Origin of the sequence: Pelotomaculum propionicicum (assembly GCF_048984525.1) — a bacterium.
GTDB lineage: Bacteria > Bacillota > Desulfotomaculia > Desulfotomaculales > Pelotomaculaceae > Syntrophopropionicum > Syntrophopropionicum propionicicum_A.
This window is the reverse complement of the sequence record NZ_JBMGJC010000008.1, coordinates 206,027-222,747: the sequence shown is the minus strand read 5'-3', so window position 1 is coordinate 222,747 and position 16,721 is coordinate 206,027. Positions and strand designations below refer to the sequence as shown.

Genomic DNA, 16,721 nt, shown 5'->3' with positions numbered 1-16,721 from the left:
TGATCCAGGTGACCCTACTGTGCCTCCCAGGTTTGCCTGTGAAAAATGCGGAGGAGAAATGCGTCCTAAAGAACCGTGGGAAAACATTGCAGATGACTTTTTCTAGAAAAGGAGGAACCGCCCGATTAGGGCGGCTTTTTTACTTGAAGTCTGTTATTGATAAAAGTTTTTTATTGAAAGATACTATACTTAATAATAAATTTAATAATATATCAGATGCGTTGACTAAACCGCTGCCGCCATGGTATCTTTTTATTTGAGATTTTTAGGGCAGGGTAATCCCATGTTTTTTACCATTGCCAGACCATAGAGGAGGTTTTCAAATGCCGGGCATCGTAATTAACGGCAGGGAAATAGAGCTTGACGAGGAAGGATTTATAGTAGATCCGGAAGACTGGAGCGAGGATTTGGCAGGCGCACTGGCATCGGCCGAGGGCATAACAGAACTTACTGATGACCACTGGAAAGTGATCTATTACCTGCGCGATTATTACAAGCAGTACCAAATCGCGCCCATGATCCGCAAGCTTTGTAAGGATACGGGCTGCAGCCTGAAATACATTTATGAATTATTTCCGCCGGGTCCGGCCAAGGGAGCCTGCAAGCTGGCCGGCTTGCCCAAACCGGCTGGATGTGTATGATAAAAAGTAAATTATATGTGCAAAACAGATTATAACCCCGGGATTTGATCCGGGGTTTTGTTTCGACCCATGTCCCATGTTCCACGACAACCCCGGATATTTACATTCGGGGTTTTGTTTTTCAATATTACATAAAAAAAGGTGTTGATTGAAAAAATATAAAAAAACCCCAGGAGGTGAGAGTCTATTAATAAGAAAAAATTATTAACAAAGAACAAACTGGTTTTTGGTACAGCCTGCCTGCTGGCTTTGTTCGCAGCTATGATTTCACTGCACGGACTAGCGGCCGCCCAGGGGAATTTGTATTGGGGCAGCAGCGGTAATGATGTGTCCCGAGTGCAGCAGAGGCTCAGCCAGTGGGGTTATTACAACGGGCCGGTAGACGGTGTCTACGGTTATGAAACATTCCGGGCGGTGCAGGGTTTTCAGCGCAGTAACGGACTTGCACCGGACGGAGTGGTAGGGAAAGCAACCAGGGACGCACTGGGGCTCAGTTCGCCCGCGGCTGCTCCCGTAGTATCCAGGGGAGCTGCTACGAACAGCGGAGACGCGACATTGCTGGCCAGGGTAATAGAAGGAGAAGCGGCGGACGAGTCGCTCCAGGGCAAAATAGCAGTGGGAGCTGTAATACTGAACCGGACCAAGAGCGCTGCCTTCCCCCGGACAATAAGCGGTGTAATATTTCAGGAGCACGCTTTTGAGTCAATCACAAATGGGCAGGCATACCGGCCCTTAACCCAGGAAAGCATCCAGGCTGCCCAGATGGCCTTGAGCGGATACGATCCCACCGGCGGCGCTCTCTTTTTCTGGAACCCGTACAAGCCGGTGAGCTCCTGGATCTGGTCCAGAAATATTATCACTCAAATCGGTAACCATGTTTTTGCACGGTAAAGGAGGTTTTCTCTTGAGAAGGTGGATCATTCCGGTTGTGATCGGGCTGCTGGCACTGGCCGCAGCGGGCTCGTGGGGCTATAACCAGCGCCTGGCCAACCGCAACCTGGAAAACTTTTTAAACAATAAATATCAAAGGGCTTTTTTTGATATGTCCGCCCAGGTCCAGAACATTGAAGTGCTCCTATCCAAGAGCATGGTGGCCGCCGACCCCCGCCTTGACACTTCGTTGCTGATGGATGTCAGGCAGCAGGCCGCCTTTGCCCAGTCCAACCTCGGGCAGCTGCCGCTGAACGACGCGCTGGCCGGCCGCACCGCCAAGTTCCTTACCCAGGTGGGCGATTACGCGGACAGCCTTTCAAAACAGGTCGGCAAAGGGGGTTCAATTGACGCCAAACACTGGGAAACCCTGAACAGCCTCTACCAGCAGTCTATGGAATTGAACCGGGAACTGCAGGGGATGCAGTACAAGGTGGCTCAAAACAACTTTTACTTCGGAGAGCTGGTCCGGCAGGTCAGAAATAACCTGCAGGAGAACCCGGATAACCTGGCGCGGAGCGATTTTCAGGCCCTCGACCAAAGGATGCAGCGTTACCCGACTTTAATTTATGACGGCCCGTTCTCGGAGCACCTGGAGCGGACTGAACCCAAAAATTTGAGTGATTTGGCGGAAATCAGCGCGGCTGACGCTCAGAACAAGGCGCTGTCGTTTATTGACAGGCAGCAGGGCGTAGACTACCAGGCCGCTGTAACCGGATCGGCGGAGGGCCGCATCCCGGCCTACAGGGTTGAGGTGTCTCCGGCCGGGGACGGAGACAGCGACAGGTTTGTCATGGATATATCCAAGAAAGGCGGCAAGCTGGTCTGGATGATCAATGCCCGGCCTGTGGCAAGCAAGACGCTGGATATAAATTCAGCCCGGCAGAAGGCACTGGACTATCTGAAAAACCATGGTTTCGAAGAAATGAAATCAACGTATTTCTTAATCCATGAAAATTCAGCAACTTTTAATTTCGCGGCCCTGCAGGATGGCGTGGTATTATATCCCGATTTAATCAAGGTGACAGTGGCCCTGGACAACGGGGAAATCACGGGGGCGGAAACATCCGGCTACCTGATGTCGCACCGGCGGCGTGACCTGCCGGCGGCAGGGATTTCCCGGGAGCAGGCCCGGAACGTGTTGAACACCCGCCTGCAGGCACAGGGCGGTAACCTTGTGCTGATACCCGTGGGGGCGGAGGAGGAAAAACTCGCTTATGAATTTCAGGGCAGCCTGGGTGAGGATAATTACCTGGTGTATGTCAACGCTGTTGACGGCAGAGAGGAGAATGTGCTTAAACTGATTGAAACCCCCGGCGGCACATTAACTATGTAAATCCATTTTAATACTCCGGCCCGCTGCTGAAAATCTGTGCTATAATCGGCTTATGACTATTCACACCCATTACATAAGCATCCTGTCGGTCATGGTCCTGATGACCCTGGCCGGCATCTATTCTGCCCGTTTTATACGCACAGCGTCGGATTTTTCCATGGGCGGCGGGAAAATAGGATCATCCCTGGTGGGCGGTTTTCTGATCGGAGCTTTCATAGGCGGCACTTCAACTGTCGGGACCGCCCAAACAGCATACCAGCACGGTATAAGCGCGATTTGGTTTACCCTTGGCGGAGGCCTGGGCTGTATTATTTTAGCCCTTTTCCTGGCAAAGCCGATGAGAGCCCGCTCGGTGGAAACGATACCCCAGTTTTTGGCCGGAACCTATGGTGAACAGGTGCGCCCCTGGGTGGCCATTTATACCTCTGTGGGAATGTTTATCCAGGTGGCTGCCCAGGGGTTGGCTGCGGTGCCGATCCTGACCAGCATTTTTCCTGTTTCATCTCAGGTCGCGGCGGTGGTTTTCACCCTGGCGCTGATTACATATATTATGTTTGGAGGGCTTTGGGGGGCCAGCCTGGTAGGTTTTATAAAGCTTATACTAATATATGCAGCCTTGTTTATCGCCGGATACATAGTGTATAACATGTCTGGAGGCGTTTCCGGTTTCAGGTATTCCTTCCCGGATGGATCCTGGCTTTCTCTGTTTCCCCAGGGTGTGGGGAAGGAACTGGCTTCTGGTTTTTCTGTTATTGTGGGATTAATTTCAACACAGACCTACCTGCAGCCTGTTTTCGCGGCGAGGGACACTACCTCGGCCAGGCGCGGACTGCTGCTGGCAGGAGTTTTAATACCACTGGCGGGCCTGGTCTCCACCATGATTGGTATGCAGATGCGTGTTTTGTACCCCGATATCGAGCCGGCCAGCTCGCTGCCGCTTTTTCTGCTGCTACACCTCAACCCCTGGATTGGCGGCGCAGCGCTCGGAACGCTCCTGGTATCGCTTTTTCTGACCGGATCGGCCCTTACACTTGGGGCCAGCACAGTCCTGGCCAAAGATATTTACGGGAAGATAAGGTCACGCGCCGGTGACAGGGAGATGCTTCTTATATCCCGCGCGCTGGTGCTGCTGGTCGGCGCCGGCTGTCTTGTTTTTATGCTTTTCACCACTGGAACCCTGATTTTAAAATGGGCGTTTTTATCCATGACCCTGCGCGGGGTAACAGTTTTCGCTCCCCTGGCAGGCGCAGTATATGCCGCCGGGCGGATAAAGCCCGAAGCCGGAGTGTGGGCCGTGGTTATAGCGCCGCTCCTGGCTATGTTGTGGGCCTTTGTCTTCCCCGGGGCTATTGATCCCCTGTATGTGGGGATGGGCCTTTCGGCGGCGATTTTAATTATTGGCAGCCGAAGTAACATGGCGGCAGGCAGTGAGTTGAAACGTAGTATGTAAGAAGAAGCACATTTGTTCCCGGTCGTAGACGGGGCAAGTAAAACTTGAGCATTTCTATTGTTTTGACCCTCGAAGGCTATCCTGTATTCTCACGTCCCATGTCTCACGTCACACGTCTAAATATTGGCTGTTGACTCCAATAATGCCCCATGCTATAATAGCTTCAATTTATTTGGCAAGGCAATGATGGGGAAGAATGCCGCTTTTAATCGATAGCGAGCCGGGGTATGGTGCGAGCCCGGCGGAGGAGAGCGTCAGAGCCGCCCCTAAGCTGCGGGCCGAAATCTAATCCTGCCCGGTTAGAGAGTAAGATTCCGCCGGCTAACCCCGTTACAGGTTTGAGAGGGCTTAAAAGCAGGTATTGCTTTTCAGTCAATTAGGGTGGTACCGCGAGATAAACTCCCGTCCCTTTTTTTGGGGCGCGGAGTTTTGTTATGTTTGAAAGGGGGATATGAAGATGCCGGATGACAGGTGTAAAAAAGCGAAGGAAATCCTGGAAATAATTGAAAACGACGCGAGGCTGAGCCCGAACCAGATAGCGGCTATGCTTGAGATGGAAAAAGACGAAGTGGTTCGCATTATAGAAGACCTGGAAGAAAAAAAGATCATCGCGGGATATTTTACGGTGATTAACTGGGATAAGGTTGGAGAGGAAAAGGTTTCGGCCATTATCGAGGTAAAGATCACGCCGCAGCGTGACCTGGGGTTTGACGCGGTGGCCATGCGCATCTGCCGCTTCCCGGAGGTGAAAACCGTCCGGCTGATGTCCGGCGCGTATGACCTGGTGGTCTATATTGAGGGGCAGACCATGCGTGAAGTGGCCGCTTTTGTTACACAAAAGCTCGCCTCGATAGAGCATGTGTTGAGCACAGCCACGCACTTTGTCCTGAAAACCTACAAACTGCAGGGGACTCTAGTGGAAGAAGACGGTGAGGAAGACAGGAGGCTGATGATCACCCCATGACGAACCCGACAGAATGGAAAGATAGAATTAACCCCGCGGTGCTTGGAATTCAGCCTTCCGGGATCAGGCGTTTTTTCGACCTGGTCGCTGAAATGAAGGGGGTCATCTCCCTGGGTGTCGGCGAGCCGGACTTTGTGACACCCTGGCATATCAGAGAGGCCTGTGTTTTTTCGCTGGAAAAGGGCTACACCATGTATACTTCCAACCACGGTCTCCTGGAATTGCGGGAGGCGATAGCCCGGAACCTGGACGTGTCCTACGGGGTTTCTTATAACCCGCGCAATGAAATTTTGATCACAGTAGGTGTGAGTGAAGGCCTGGACCTGGCTTTCCGGACCATACTATGCCCGGGGGACGAGGTCCTGATACCGGAGCCCTCCTATGTCTCTTATGCTCCCGTTACTGCCCTGGCCGGGGCAAAGCCTGTCTTTCTAAAGACATCAGTGGAAAACGGATTCCGGATCAGCGCGGAGATGGTGGAAAAAGCGATTACGCCCAGGACCAAGGCGCTGATCCTGTGCAACCCGAATAATCCCACCGGCGCCACAATAGACAGGGAGCGCCTGATGGAAATAGCCGAGGTGGTAAGGGCGCATGACCTGGTCTTTATTTCAGATGAAATATACGGGCGCCTGACCTACGTGGGAGAGCACACCTGTGTGCCTTCCCTGCCTGGTATGCGCGAGAGGACCATCCTGCTTAACGGCTTTTCGAAATCTTACGCTATGACCGGATGGCGTATTGGCTACGCCGCGGGGAACCCGGACTTTATCTCGGCCATGACCAAGATCCACCAGTATACCATGCTCTGTGCTCCGATCACCGCCCAGGTCGCGGCGGTGGAAGCTTTAAGGAACGGGGAAAACGGGCTGAATAAGATGGTGGCTCAGTACAACCGCCGCCGTCACCTGGTGAAACAGGCTTTTCAAGAGATGGGGCTGCCCTGCAGCGAACCGCGCGGCGCATTTTACGCCTTTCCCGATATCAGGTCCACCGGACTGTCCTCAGAAGATTTTGCCCAGCTGCTGCTCAAGGAAGAAAAGGTGGCGGTGGTCCCGGGCAACGCCTTCGGTGAGCAGGGAGAGGGTTTTGTCCGCTGTTCCTATTCAGCCTCCGTCAATGACCTTACCGAAGCGTTTAAACGCATGAACAGCTTTGTCAGGCGCAGGGTGAACAAGGGTAAAATTCTGTCTTTTTCCATAGGGAAAAACGAGTCGAATAAAGAAGGTATTTGTCAAACCATATAGTATTTATATTAGTTGGACTCTATCGTTACCTTTAGGAATTAATAACAGTAGTATGGGAGGACGGAGAATGGCTTTATCAATTATCTTAACACTGCTTCCGATAGTTTTTATAGTATTATTGATGACATGGAGAAAAGCGGCAGCCGATGTCAGCGGTACAGCGGGGTGGATATTGGCGGTGCTTATCGCCATGTTTTTCTTTAACACCTCACTGGAAGTCGGTTTGCGGTCAAGCCTCGCGGGCATAATTGCTTCCTTCCCGGTATCACTCATGGTATTGACATCAATCCTGCAGATTACCTTTATGGAGGCAACCGGCGCCATAAAAAGAATAGTTGTGTTTGTCAAGACCCTGGCGCCCGCAGACAAGGCGGTGCAGATCATGTTGATTAACGTGGGGGCGGGGACACTGTTGGTATCAATCGGAGCGACCCCTGTTTCCATACTGCCGCCAATTATGCTGGCCCTGGGTTACTCCACGTTTGTAGCGGTAGCCCTGCCTGCGCTCGGTTTTGACGCCCTGTGCACATTCGCGCTGCTGGGGGCGCCGCTGGTGGCCTTTTCAGATTTGACCGGGACCCCGTTAATTGAGTCGGCCCAGGTCTTTGCCAAATTTTTGCCGATTATATCCACTTTGATTGGCTTCGGCATGCTCTGGATCGTGGGGCGGTTCAAGCTCATGAAAGAAGGTTTTATCCCCTGTTTGTTAGCCGGTGTTACAAACGGAGGCATGGCAGTCGCCATGGGGTACATCCCGTTTCTAAAAAACGGTGTTGTTTTGACCGGAGTGGTTGCCGGCTTTACTACCATACTGGTAATGCTCCTGTACTTGAAACTTTTGCGTAAACCGGTTATCGACAGGAGCATTTTATCGGAAGAAGACCTGTCAGTCGAAAAAAATATGCGCCTGGCCACGGCTTTATCGCCCTGGCTGGTCCTGATCGCGGTGCTGTTTTTTATAAATTATTTCCCGCCGTTAAAGGAACTGCTGTTTGCGAAACTGGCCATGCCGGTGTCTGTAATCCCCGGGCAAAAAATATTGACCAGGATGATCTGGAACGCGTACACCTGGGTTTTGATCAGCACCATTGTGGCGGCCTTATGGCTCAGGCCTTCCGGTGAGCAGGTGGGCAGCATCCTGGGCAAATGGCTGAAACGCGCGCCCAGGCCGACATTCTCAGCCGCTATATTTTTCGCGATAGCCTTCGTCATGAACAACTCCGGCATGCAGGCGGGCGTTTGGAAGCCGGTGGGTGATGAAACTAATATGATCTGGGTCCTCTCGTATGCTTCGGCCCTGGCCTTTGGGGGCGCTTACCCGTTTATCAGCAGCTACCTGGGCCTTTTCGGCGGTTTTGTGAGCGGCAGCGAGGCCTCTACCATCGCCATGTTTGCCAAGTACCATATTATGACCTCCAAAATCCTGAACGTCAACGCCCTGGTGGTAACAGCCGCTACTGCCATCGGCGGCGGGCTGGCCAGCGTGATTTCCCCTGCCAAGCTGCAGAATGCCGCGGCCACTATTGACGCCCTCGGCATAGAGAGCGAAGTTATTAAGACGGCGATTATTATATCCATCGCAATTACCTTTTTTGCCGGAGTCATCGCCATGGTTTTTGCGCAGGTATTTTAATTTTTTATATTGAACAGGTTCTAAAACAAATCATGGGCCGGCTGCATGGCACTTGTCCGGGGCGCATGTTTTTGTTAAACTGTTAAATGCAATAACTATTTGACGTATACCGGTTCGGAATGTCCCTGGACTTACCGCACCGGGTTTTTGTTGGGGTGTGAAAGGTTAGATTTTTAATTAATTTTTCACAGGATTAACAAGATTATCAAGATTAACAAGATTTTTAATTAAAGTTCATTTAAATAAGATTCAAATTAATTTTTAATATTTATTGTAAATTACAGCATTTAATTGTAAATGAAAAATATTAATCATGTAAATCCTGAAAATCATGTAAATTTTGTGATATGGTTTATTTATTTTTCGGAGGTGAGATATATGAAGGAGCTGCTTTCCGGCAACGAGGCCATTGCCAGGGGCGCTTTTGAATCCGGTGTGACTGTGGCCGCCGCCTACCCGGGCACGCCCAGCACGGAAATCCTGGAGAACTTTGCCCGCTATCCCGGCGTCTACGCCGAGTGGGCGCCTAACGAAAAAGTGGCCATGGAAGTGGGCATAGGGGCCTCGATGGCCGGGGCCAGGACGCTGGTCACAATGAAGCACGTGGGTGTCAACGTGGCCGCCGACCCCCTGCTGACTTTTGCTTATACAGGTGTAAACGGCGGCTTTGTCCTGGTCTCAGCGGACGATCCCGGCATGCACAGCTCGCAGAATGAACAGGATAACCGCCATTACGCGCGCTTTGCCAAGATGCCTCTCCTGGAGCCGAGCGACAGCCAGGAGGCCAAAGATATGGTGGGCCTGGCCCTGGATATAAGCGAGCAGTTCGACACCCCGGTAATGCTCAGGACCACCACCAGGGTGGCGCATTCCCAGGGGCTGGTTGAGATCGGCGGACAGGGGTCCCGGGAACTTCGCCCTTATCATAAAGACCCCAAAAAATACCTGATGGTGCCTGCCTTCGCCCGGTTGCGCAGGGCTGCCCTGGAAGACCGCCTGGCAAGGCTCAGGGAGTATTCAGAAAAAAGCGCCTTAAACTTTGTCGAATGGCGGGATAAGTCACTTGGCGTCATAACCAGCGGGATCAGCTACCAGTACGTCAGGGAAGCGCTGCCGGACGCCTCTGTGCTGAAACTCGGGATGACCAACCCGCTGCCGGAAGATACCATACGGCGCTTTGCCGGCGAAGTGAAAAGGCTGGTCGTGGTGGAGGAACTGGAACCTTTTATAGAGGACCAGGTACGGAGTATGGGGATTGAGGTATCGGGCAAGGAATTCGTTCCAAATACCGGTGAACTCGACACACTGACCTTAACCAAAAAGTTTATCAAAGCGGGATTATTAAAATCTCCCGTTAATACCGGACCGGAAATAATATCAGGGCCGGATGCGCCGGCAGCCCCGGGGAGACCCCCCGTAATGTGCCCGGGCTGCCCCCACCGCGGGCTCTTTTATGCTCTGAAAAAACTAAAACTGACCGTTACCGGGGATATCGGATGCTATACCCTTAGCGGCCTGCCGCCGCTGGAGTCGATGGACTGCTGTGTCTGCATGGGGGCCAGCATCGGCGCCGCGCACGGAATGAGCAAGGCCAATCCCGCCATGTCCGGGAGCACAGTGGCTGTAATCGGCGACTCGACCTTCCTGCATTCCGGCATCACCGGGCTGCTGAACATGGTTTATAATAACGGGTCCGGCACTGTAATCATCCTGGACAACAGCACTACCGCCATGACCGGTCACCAGCACCACCCGGGCACCGGCAGCACCCTGATGGGCGCCGCGGCGCCTGCTGTGGACCTGGAAACGCTGGTAAGGGCGCTCGGTGTGAAGAGGGTGCGGGTGGTAAATCCCCTCGACCTTGAGGAGACCCTTGCGGCCGTGCGGGAAGAAACTGCGTCAGAGCAGCCCTCGGTAGTGATCTCCCGCTGGCCGTGCGTGCTTCTTAAAAAGGTCTCAAAGCCTGCTGTCCATGCGGTAGAAGATAAATGCATCGGCTGCAGGGTATGCATCCGCCTGGGCTGCCCCTCAATATCCGTAAAGGACAAAAAAGCCCTGGTGGACCCGGTGTCCTGCACCGGATGCGGCTTGTGCATCCAGGTATGCAAAGAAGGGGCGCTGGTGAAAGGGGGAAATGCCGATGCTTAAGCCCGTAGATGTCTTGATGGTGGGCGTGGGGGGCCAGGGGACCATCCTGGCCAGCAGGGTACTGGCCCAGGCCGCCCTGGAAACCGGCTACGACATAAAGGTATCAGAAATACACGGTATGGCCCAGCGGGGCGGCAGCGTGGTAACACAGGTCCGCCTCGGGGAAAAGGTTTTTTCTCCGTTGATTCCCGAGGGAGGGGCCGATGTGGTGCTGGCATTTGAGAAACTGGAGGGGCTGCGCCTGCTGCCATATTTAAAACCGGGCGGAACCATTATAATTAACGAACAAGAAATACCACCGGTGCCGGTGCTGGTAGGAGCGGCGGAATACCCGGCCGGCATAGTCGAATATATCCGCTCAGCCACGCCGAACGTCGTCGCTGTGGATGCCCTTGGCATCGCGGAAAAATGCGGCAACCCCAAAGCCGCCAATGTGGTGCTGTTAGGGGTCATGGCCAGCCGCCTGCCCTTCGGGAAAGAAGTATGGGACAGGGCGCTCGCTAGCCGCGTTCCCGCGAAACTGCTGGAAGTGAACAAAGCCGCTTTCGCGGCGGGATACGAGTATAAGTAAGACCTGAAACCGGCATTTATTGAGACGTGTGACGTGGGTCGTGAGTCGTGAGTATGTTTTGAGTCGTGAGTTGTGGGACGTGGGACGTGTGATTTATGCATTCCTATCGGGCCTCTTAAGACCCTTAAGGTCTGTCATTCATTCTCACGTCTCTTTTTCATTCTCACGTCTCATGTCTCATATCTCACGTCTCATTTGGTGTGTCCCCATTCCTCTGTCTGGTAACATTTAACGACAACAATACCTCTAAGAAGGACAGCCATACGATCGGGGACATACCTCAGCATGCAGAAATGCTTATAACAAAGGAGTGTTCCCCTGTGTAACACTTACTACCACAAGTATCGTCATAAAGCAAAGCCATACGATCGGGGACATATCTCAACATGCAGAAAAGCCTGAAACAGAGATGTGTCCCCATTCCTCTGTCATAGTATGTTTATTAAGGCACGGGTTCCGCCGACATACTGGCGCGTATCCTTGACAGGCAGGGCGACAAGGTTTAATCTATAGTATGAATTGGAGTCGGGTGGAAGACGATGAAATTGCTGACACACCGGCAGGGGGGTTAATTATACATATGAGCGGTGTTGTTGAAGAAATCAGGGCTGAACTGGAAAAAGCCCTGGCCAATTCCCTGCAGGCTTCCCGTGACTGCGGGCTGATAAAGATTGAACAGCCGCCGGAGATCACGGTGGAAGTACCGCGGGAGAAGGACCACGGCGACTTTGCCACCAACCTGGCGATGCTGCTGGCAAAGCCTGCCCGGATGGCGCCGCGCAGGGCGGCCGAAATTTTGGCGCATAACTTTTCTGCCGGGACCTGGGTGGAACGGGTGGAAATTGCCGGGCCCGGCTTTATTAATTTTTACCTTAAGCCCGGCTGGGTTTACCTTGCCCTGCCCCGGATCATTTCTCAGGGCGACAGGTACGGCAGCGTGGATATCGGCAGGGGTGAAAAAGTCCAGGTAGAGTTTGTCAGCGCCAACCCGACCGGCCTCCTGCACATGGGGAATGCCCGCGGGGCGGCGCTGGGCGACAGCATAGCGGCCATCCTGAAATTCGCCGGCTATGACGTATCCCGGGAATTTTATATCAACGACGCGGGAAACCAGATCGAAAATTTAGCGCTGTCACTGGAAGCCCGCTACCTGCAGCTGGCCGGGCAGGACATACCTGTGCCGGAAGACGGCTACCATGGAGAAGACATCATTGCCACCTGCGTCTCTTTCAGAGAAAAATACGGTGACAGCTACATAGAGGCGGAGGCGATAGATCGCCGCTCGGCTCTGGTGGCCTTCGCGCTGGAAGATAAGCTGAACTCTATAAAAAAAGTTTTAAAAGATTTTGGCGTGAATTATGACGTATGGTTTTCCGAACAGTCCCTGCACGACTCCGGGGCGGTACAGGACACCCTGGAGTTTTTAAAAGAGAAAGGCTCGGTTTATGATAGTGAAGGTGCTTTGTGGTTTAAGGCGACGGATTTTGGTGTGGAAAAGGACGAGGTCCTGGTCCGTTCCAACGGTCTGTCAACCTACTTTGCCGCCGATATAGCTTATCACCGCAATAAATTTCAGAGGGGTTTTGGATGGGTAATCGACATCTGGGGAGCGGACCACCACGGACACGTGCCCAGGATGAAAGCCGCGGTGCAAGCCCTGGGGTACGACCCGGCGGCCCTGGAAGTGGTAATCATGCAGCTGGTCCGCCTTTACAAGGGCGGCGAGATAGTCCGCATGTCCAAGCGTTCAGGGCAGTTTGTGACCCTTGAGGACCTCATCGAGGAGGTCGGCCGGGACGCCGCCCGCTACTTCTTTGTCATGCGCGGCTCTGACAGCCACCTGGATTTTGACCTCGACCTGGCCAAGTCGGAATCCAATGAAAACCCGGTTTATTACATCCAGTACGCTCACGCCCGCATCTGCAGCATCATGAGGCAGCTTGACGAGCAGGGCGGCCGGATGCCGGACCCGGGCAACGTTGATTACAGCCTCTTGCAGGAAGAGTACGAGCTGGCCCTGGCCAGAAAGCTGGCCGATTTTCCCGGGGAGGTGGCCTCAGCCGCCGCCGGTCTGGCGCCCCAGCGGATCGCCCGCTACCTGCACGAGCTGGCCGGGCTGCTGCACAGCTTTTACAACAGCCACCGGGTGATTATACCTGAACAGGCCCTTTCGGCGGCGCGGCTGGTACTGGTGGAGGCCACCAGGATAACACTGAAAAACGGCCTCGGCCTGCTTTCAATCAACGCGCCTGAACGGATGTAAAACAAATTAATCAGCACAGGATTAACAGGATTTTTAAGATTAACAAGATTTTATTAGGGGTATATCAGGATGGAGGAAAATCTTTTAACGGAAAAGGTCATAAGCTGTGCTTTTAATGTGCATAATGTGTTAGGAGCAGGCTTTATGGAAAAAGTGTATGAGAATGCTTTAAAAATGGATTTGACTGATAAAAACCTTAAAGTCGAACAACAAGTTCCAATTAAAGTTTATTATAAACAAGAAGTAGTCGGAGATTATTATGCTGATTTATTAGTCGAAAATCAATTATTGTTGAATTAAAAACAGTTAAAGCGATAACCAGAGAACATGAAGTTCAGCTCGTTAATTATCTTACAGCTACTGGCTTAAATACGGGGCTAATCATAAATTTTGGGTCTTCTGTACAAATAAAACGAAAGTTTAGAAGATGCTTATCAAAATAAAGAGTAAATCCTGATAATCTTGTTAATCCTGTGAAAATAGTTTATTAAAAACTCCAACCGGAGGATTGAACATGAGAGAAGTTGTCCTTACTACTCTTACCGGATTTATTGTCGGGCTGCTTTTTGCCAGGCTTAAGCTGCCGATCCCCGGTCCGCCGAACCTGGCCGGAGTGATGGGTATTTTCGGCATCCTGCTGGGCTATCTTGCAGCGACAAAGCTTGGTATTGGAAAGTGAACGCATTCGTGGGGGAGTAGGTTTATTAGTTCCAAGGCCCAAGGCGTGTGCCCGGACAGGCTGCTGTATCCCGCAGCGGTAACCCGGGTTTAATTTTTGAGCGTTCTATTGACTCTATGTCGGTTAAAAAGATAGAATGGGAGAGGTGGTTTAATACCATTGTCTTACCAAGATATAACAGGAGGCTTATTTAATTTATGGCCAAATTCGTATTTGTTACCGGCGGTGTGGTTTCATCACTGGGCAAAGGAATTACCGCCGCTTCCCTCGGGCGTCTTTTAAAAAGCCGCGGGCTGACAGTGGCCATTCAAAAGCTGGACCCTTACATCAATGTTGACCCGGGTACAATGAGCCCTTACCAGCACGGGGAAGTTTTTGTCACTGAAGACGGCGCGGAAACAGACCTCGACCTGGGACATTACGAGCGCTTTATCGATATTAATATTTCACGCAGCTGCAACGTCACCACAGGTGGAATTTACAGCGCGGTGATAAATAAGGAGCGCAGGGGCGATTACCTGGGAGGCACTGTCCAGGTGATTCCACATATCACTAACGAAATAAAAGAACAGGTGCGCCGTGTTGCTACCGAGTCCAGCGCCGACGTGATCATTACCGAGATCGGCGGCACGGTGGGCGACATCGAATCCCTGCCGTTTCTCGAGGCCATCCGGCAGCTGAAAAGCGACCTGGGCAAGGGAAACGTAATTTATATTCATGTCACCCTGGTCCCATACCTGCGCGCCGCCAACGAACTTAAAACCAAGCCCACCCAGCACAGTGTCAAAGAGCTGAGGAGTATAGGCATCCAGCCTGATATAATCGTCTGCCGCACGGAACAGCCGCTTACCAAGGACATGGAAGAAAAGCTGGCGTTGTTCTGTGATATCGACAAAGAGGCGGTGATCCAGGCCCTGGACGCGCCGTCTATTTACGAAGTGCCCCTGGCGCTGGAGGAAGAAGGGCTGGCCGACATCGTCCTGGAAAAGATCGGCATGACCACTGCCCCCCCTGATTTGACCGAATGGCGCGAAATGGTGTTGAAGCTGAAAAACCTCAGCCATAATACAACTATAGGGTTGGTCGGCAAGTACGTCTCCCTGCACGACGCTTACCTCAGCGTGGCCGAGGCGCTGCGTCACGCGGGATTTTTCCATGGCTCCGCCATTACCATAGAATGGATTAACTCGGAGGAAGTAAACCGGTCAAACGTCCGCGATCTATTAAAAAATGTTGACGGCATACTTGTGCCCGGCGGTTTTGGGGACCGTGGCATTGACGGCAAAATTGAAGCCATAAGGTACGCGCGGGAAAACAAAGTTCCTTATTTGGGGCTCTGCCTGGGAATGCAGCTGGCAGTCGTGGAATACTCCCGCAATGTGGTCGGTTGGCAGGACGCCAACAGCACTGAGTTTAACCCGGCCACTGCTTACCCGGTGATAGACCTGCTGCCAGAGCAGAGAGAGCTTGACATGAAAGGCGGCACGATGCGCCTGGGGAGATATCCCTGCAAGCTTCTGCCGGGATCCCTGGCCCATGAATGTTATGGGCAGGATTCTATCGAGGAGAGGCACCGGCACCGTTACGAGCTCAATAATGACTACCGCGGCGAGCTGGCACAGCACGGCCTGTCTTTCAGCGGGACCCTGCCCAACGGCTACCTGGTGGAGATTGTCGAGTTGCCAGGCCACCCCTGGTTTGTGGCCACCCAGTTTCACCCGGAGTTCAAGTCCCGGCCAAACCGGCCGCACCCGCTGTTCAGGGAATTTATAAGAGCTTCCATGAAATATAAAAAGCAAAAATACAGTTAGCAGCTTATTTTGACAGCTTTGGGTAAAACCAAGGCTTTTTTGCTTGCCGATAAAACGCATTTCAATAAATTTTCAGGGTAAAATCTAAATGTTAAAAGAATTTAGCGGGGGAGATGATTGCTATAAAGAAAAAAATCATTGCGGGAATTTTGCTCGGTGTAGTAGCCCTTACCATTGTATTTGCCGCAATTTCGCAGCCGGGCGGCAATGCCGCCGGAAGCAGCCAGGGTAAAGGTGAAGTGGGGATAATATACATAGAAGGCGTTATCGCCAACGGCCAGCCAGGGGGAGCTTTTGGAGATCAAATTGTGTCTGAGGATGTCGCCGCGGCATTGAGGGAAGCGGCAAGGGATCCCGGGCTTAAGGCCGTTGTAATCCGCCTCAACAGCCCGGGCGGGACTGCCGCGGCAGCCCAGGAAATCGGCGCTGAAGTGGAAAGGCTCAGAAAATCCGGCAAAAAAGTAGTGGCTTCAATGGGGGACACGGCGGCCTCGGGAGCGTACTGGATTGCGGCAGGGACTGACCGCATCGTGGCCAATCCGGGGACAATGACCGGCAGTATCGGCGTGATCATGGAGCGCTACGACCTGCAGGGCCTTTATGGAAAAATTGGTGTCGATACGGAAACATTTAAAAGCGGCCCGTACAAGGATATGGGATCGTCAAGCAGGCCGTCAACACCTGAGGAACGGGCCATCTTCCAGTCCATGATTGACGATATCTACAGCCAGTTTGTAGAATACGTGGCGCAGGGCAGGCATATGGACGTCCCCACGGTCAGAGCCCTGGCTGACGGCAGGGTTTATACCGGCCGCCAGGCTAAAGAGCTGGGCCTGGTAGACCAACTGGGCGACTTCCACGACGCTGTCCTTTTAGCCGGTTCCCTGGCGGGAATACCGGGGGAGCCTACAGTTGTGGAACTGGGGCCTAAAAACATTTTTCGCGAACTGTTTGGCGCCGCAGGCGGGAACGCTTTGTGGCAGTCCGCATGGCCCTTTCTTCCTTACCTGGGAGAAGCCGAACGCACTTATCAGCTGCAGTGACTGTA

General features: G+C 52.7%; 14 protein-coding genes, 1 pseudogene and 1 other annotated feature. All 15 genes and pseudogenes read left to right on the top strand.

Features of this window, described 5'->3' with window-relative positions; translation table 11 throughout:
• On the top strand, positions 1 to 260 hold a 260-nt coding region (locus tag ACOBQJ_RS10960), incomplete at its 5' end, for a hypothetical protein (RefSeq protein ID WP_421071801.1).
• 63 nt (positions 261 to 323) lie between these two features.
• Positions 324 to 641, top strand: coding sequence for a TusE/DsrC/DsvC family sulfur relay protein (locus tag ACOBQJ_RS10955; RefSeq protein ID WP_421071800.1), 318 nt, complete (start codon positions 324 to 326; stop codon positions 639 to 641).
• 261 nt (positions 642 to 902) lie between these two features.
• A complete protein-coding gene (gene sleB, locus ACOBQJ_RS10950; protein WP_421071799.1) occupies positions 903 to 1,532 on the top strand; it encodes a spore cortex-lytic enzyme in 630 nt (209 codons plus the stop codon).
• A gap of 13 nt (positions 1,533 to 1,545) precedes the next feature.
• The gene (ypeB, locus tag ACOBQJ_RS10945) at positions 1,546 to 2,907 is read left to right on the top strand and encodes a germination protein YpeB (RefSeq protein ID WP_421071798.1); all 1,362 of its coding nucleotides are present in this window, start codon (positions 1,546 to 1,548) and stop codon (positions 2,905 to 2,907) included.
• A 52-nt stretch (positions 2,908 to 2,959) separates the two neighbouring features.
• Positions 2,960 to 4,357, top strand: coding sequence for a sodium:solute symporter family protein (locus ACOBQJ_RS10940; RefSeq protein ID WP_421071797.1), 1,398 nt, complete (start codon positions 2,960 to 2,962; stop codon positions 4,355 to 4,357).
• A gap of 174 nt (positions 4,358 to 4,531) precedes the next feature.
• Positions 4,532 to 4,770, top strand: a binding site (T-box leader).
• 44 nt (positions 4,771 to 4,814) lie between these two features.
• Positions 4,815 to 5,321 (top strand): Lrp/AsnC family transcriptional regulator, encoded by a 507-nt coding sequence (locus ACOBQJ_RS10935; protein WP_421071796.1) that lies wholly within the window; start codon positions 4,815 to 4,817, stop codon positions 5,319 to 5,321.
• Entirely contained in the window at positions 5,318 to 6,568 is a 1,251-nt protein-coding gene (locus ACOBQJ_RS10930) for an aminotransferase class I/II-fold pyridoxal phosphate-dependent enzyme (protein ID WP_421071795.1), read from the top strand. The genes ACOBQJ_RS10935 and ACOBQJ_RS10930 overlap by 4 nt, the downstream gene beginning before the upstream one ends.
• Positions 6,569 to 6,635: 67 nt before the next feature.
• A complete protein-coding gene (locus ACOBQJ_RS10925; RefSeq protein ID WP_421071794.1) occupies positions 6,636 to 8,201 on the top strand; it encodes an L-lactate permease in 1,566 nt (521 codons plus the stop codon).
• Positions 8,202 to 8,579: 378 nt separating this feature from the next.
• Entirely contained in the window at positions 8,580 to 10,349 is a 1,770-nt protein-coding gene (gene iorA / locus ACOBQJ_RS10920) for an indolepyruvate ferredoxin oxidoreductase subunit alpha (RefSeq protein ID WP_421071793.1), read from the top strand.
• Positions 10,342 to 10,920, top strand: coding sequence for an indolepyruvate oxidoreductase subunit beta (locus ACOBQJ_RS10915; protein ID WP_421071792.1), 579 nt, complete (start codon positions 10,342 to 10,344; stop codon positions 10,918 to 10,920). The genes iorA and ACOBQJ_RS10915 overlap by 8 nt, the downstream gene beginning before the upstream one ends.
• Before the next feature lie 580 nt (positions 10,921 to 11,500).
• Positions 11,501 to 13,183, top strand: a complete 1,683-nt coding sequence (argS, locus tag ACOBQJ_RS10910; protein WP_421071808.1) for an arginine--tRNA ligase — start codon at positions 11,501 to 11,503, stop codon at positions 13,181 to 13,183.
• A 69-nt stretch (positions 13,184 to 13,252) separates the two neighbouring features.
• Positions 13,253 to 13,626: pseudogene (locus ACOBQJ_RS10905) on the top strand (GxxExxY protein).
• 71 nt (positions 13,627 to 13,697) lie between these two features.
• Positions 13,698 to 13,862 carry a XapX domain-containing protein gene (locus ACOBQJ_RS10900; RefSeq protein WP_421071791.1) on the top strand — a complete coding sequence of 55 codons (165 nt, stop codon included), beginning with the start codon at positions 13,698 to 13,700 and terminating at the stop codon, positions 13,860 to 13,862.
• 197 nt (positions 13,863 to 14,059) lie between these two features.
• On the top strand, positions 14,060 to 15,673 hold the full coding sequence (locus ACOBQJ_RS10895) for a CTP synthase (RefSeq protein ID WP_421071790.1): 1,614 nt from the start codon (positions 14,060 to 14,062) through the stop codon (positions 15,671 to 15,673).
• Between the two features lie 113 nt (positions 15,674 to 15,786).
• The gene (gene sppA, locus ACOBQJ_RS10890; protein ID WP_421071789.1) at positions 15,787 to 16,716 is read left to right on the top strand and encodes a signal peptide peptidase SppA; all 930 of its coding nucleotides are present in this window, start codon (positions 15,787 to 15,789) and stop codon (positions 16,714 to 16,716) included.
• The last annotated feature ends 5 nt before the right edge of the window (positions 16,717 to 16,721 follow it).

Excerpts from the sequence above, each read along its gene's own strand:
- ACOBQJ_RS10955 (WP_421071800.1), top strand. The coding sequence starts at position 324 with ATGCCGGGCATCGTAATTAACGGCAGGGAAATAGAGCTTGACGAGGAA.
- sleB (WP_421071799.1), top strand. The coding sequence starts at position 903 with ATGATTTCACTGCACGGACTAGCGGCCGCCCAGGGGAATTTGTATTGG.
- ACOBQJ_RS10940 (WP_421071797.1), top strand. The coding sequence starts at position 2,960 with ATGACTATTCACACCCATTACATAAGCATCCTGTCGGTCATGGTCCTG.
- ACOBQJ_RS10935 (WP_421071796.1), top strand. The coding sequence starts at position 4,815 with ATGCCGGATGACAGGTGTAAAAAAGCGAAGGAAATCCTGGAAATAATT.
- ACOBQJ_RS10930 (WP_421071795.1), top strand. The coding sequence starts at position 5,318 with ATGACGAACCCGACAGAATGGAAAGATAGAATTAACCCCGCGGTGCTT.
- ACOBQJ_RS10925 (WP_421071794.1), top strand. The coding sequence starts at position 6,636 with ATGGCTTTATCAATTATCTTAACACTGCTTCCGATAGTTTTTATAGTA.
- iorA (WP_421071793.1), top strand. The coding sequence starts at position 8,580 with ATGAAGGAGCTGCTTTCCGGCAACGAGGCCATTGCCAGGGGCGCTTTT.
- ACOBQJ_RS10915 (WP_421071792.1), top strand. The coding sequence starts at position 10,342 with ATGCTTAAGCCCGTAGATGTCTTGATGGTGGGCGTGGGGGGCCAGGGG.
- argS (WP_421071808.1), top strand. The coding sequence starts at position 11,501 with ATGAGCGGTGTTGTTGAAGAAATCAGGGCTGAACTGGAAAAAGCCCTG.
- ACOBQJ_RS10900 (WP_421071791.1), top strand. The coding sequence starts at position 13,698 with ATGAGAGAAGTTGTCCTTACTACTCTTACCGGATTTATTGTCGGGCTG.
- ACOBQJ_RS10895 (WP_421071790.1), top strand. The coding sequence starts at position 14,060 with ATGGCCAAATTCGTATTTGTTACCGGCGGTGTGGTTTCATCACTGGGC.
- sppA (WP_421071789.1), top strand. The coding sequence starts at position 15,787 with ATGATTGCTATAAAGAAAAAAATCATTGCGGGAATTTTGCTCGGTGTA.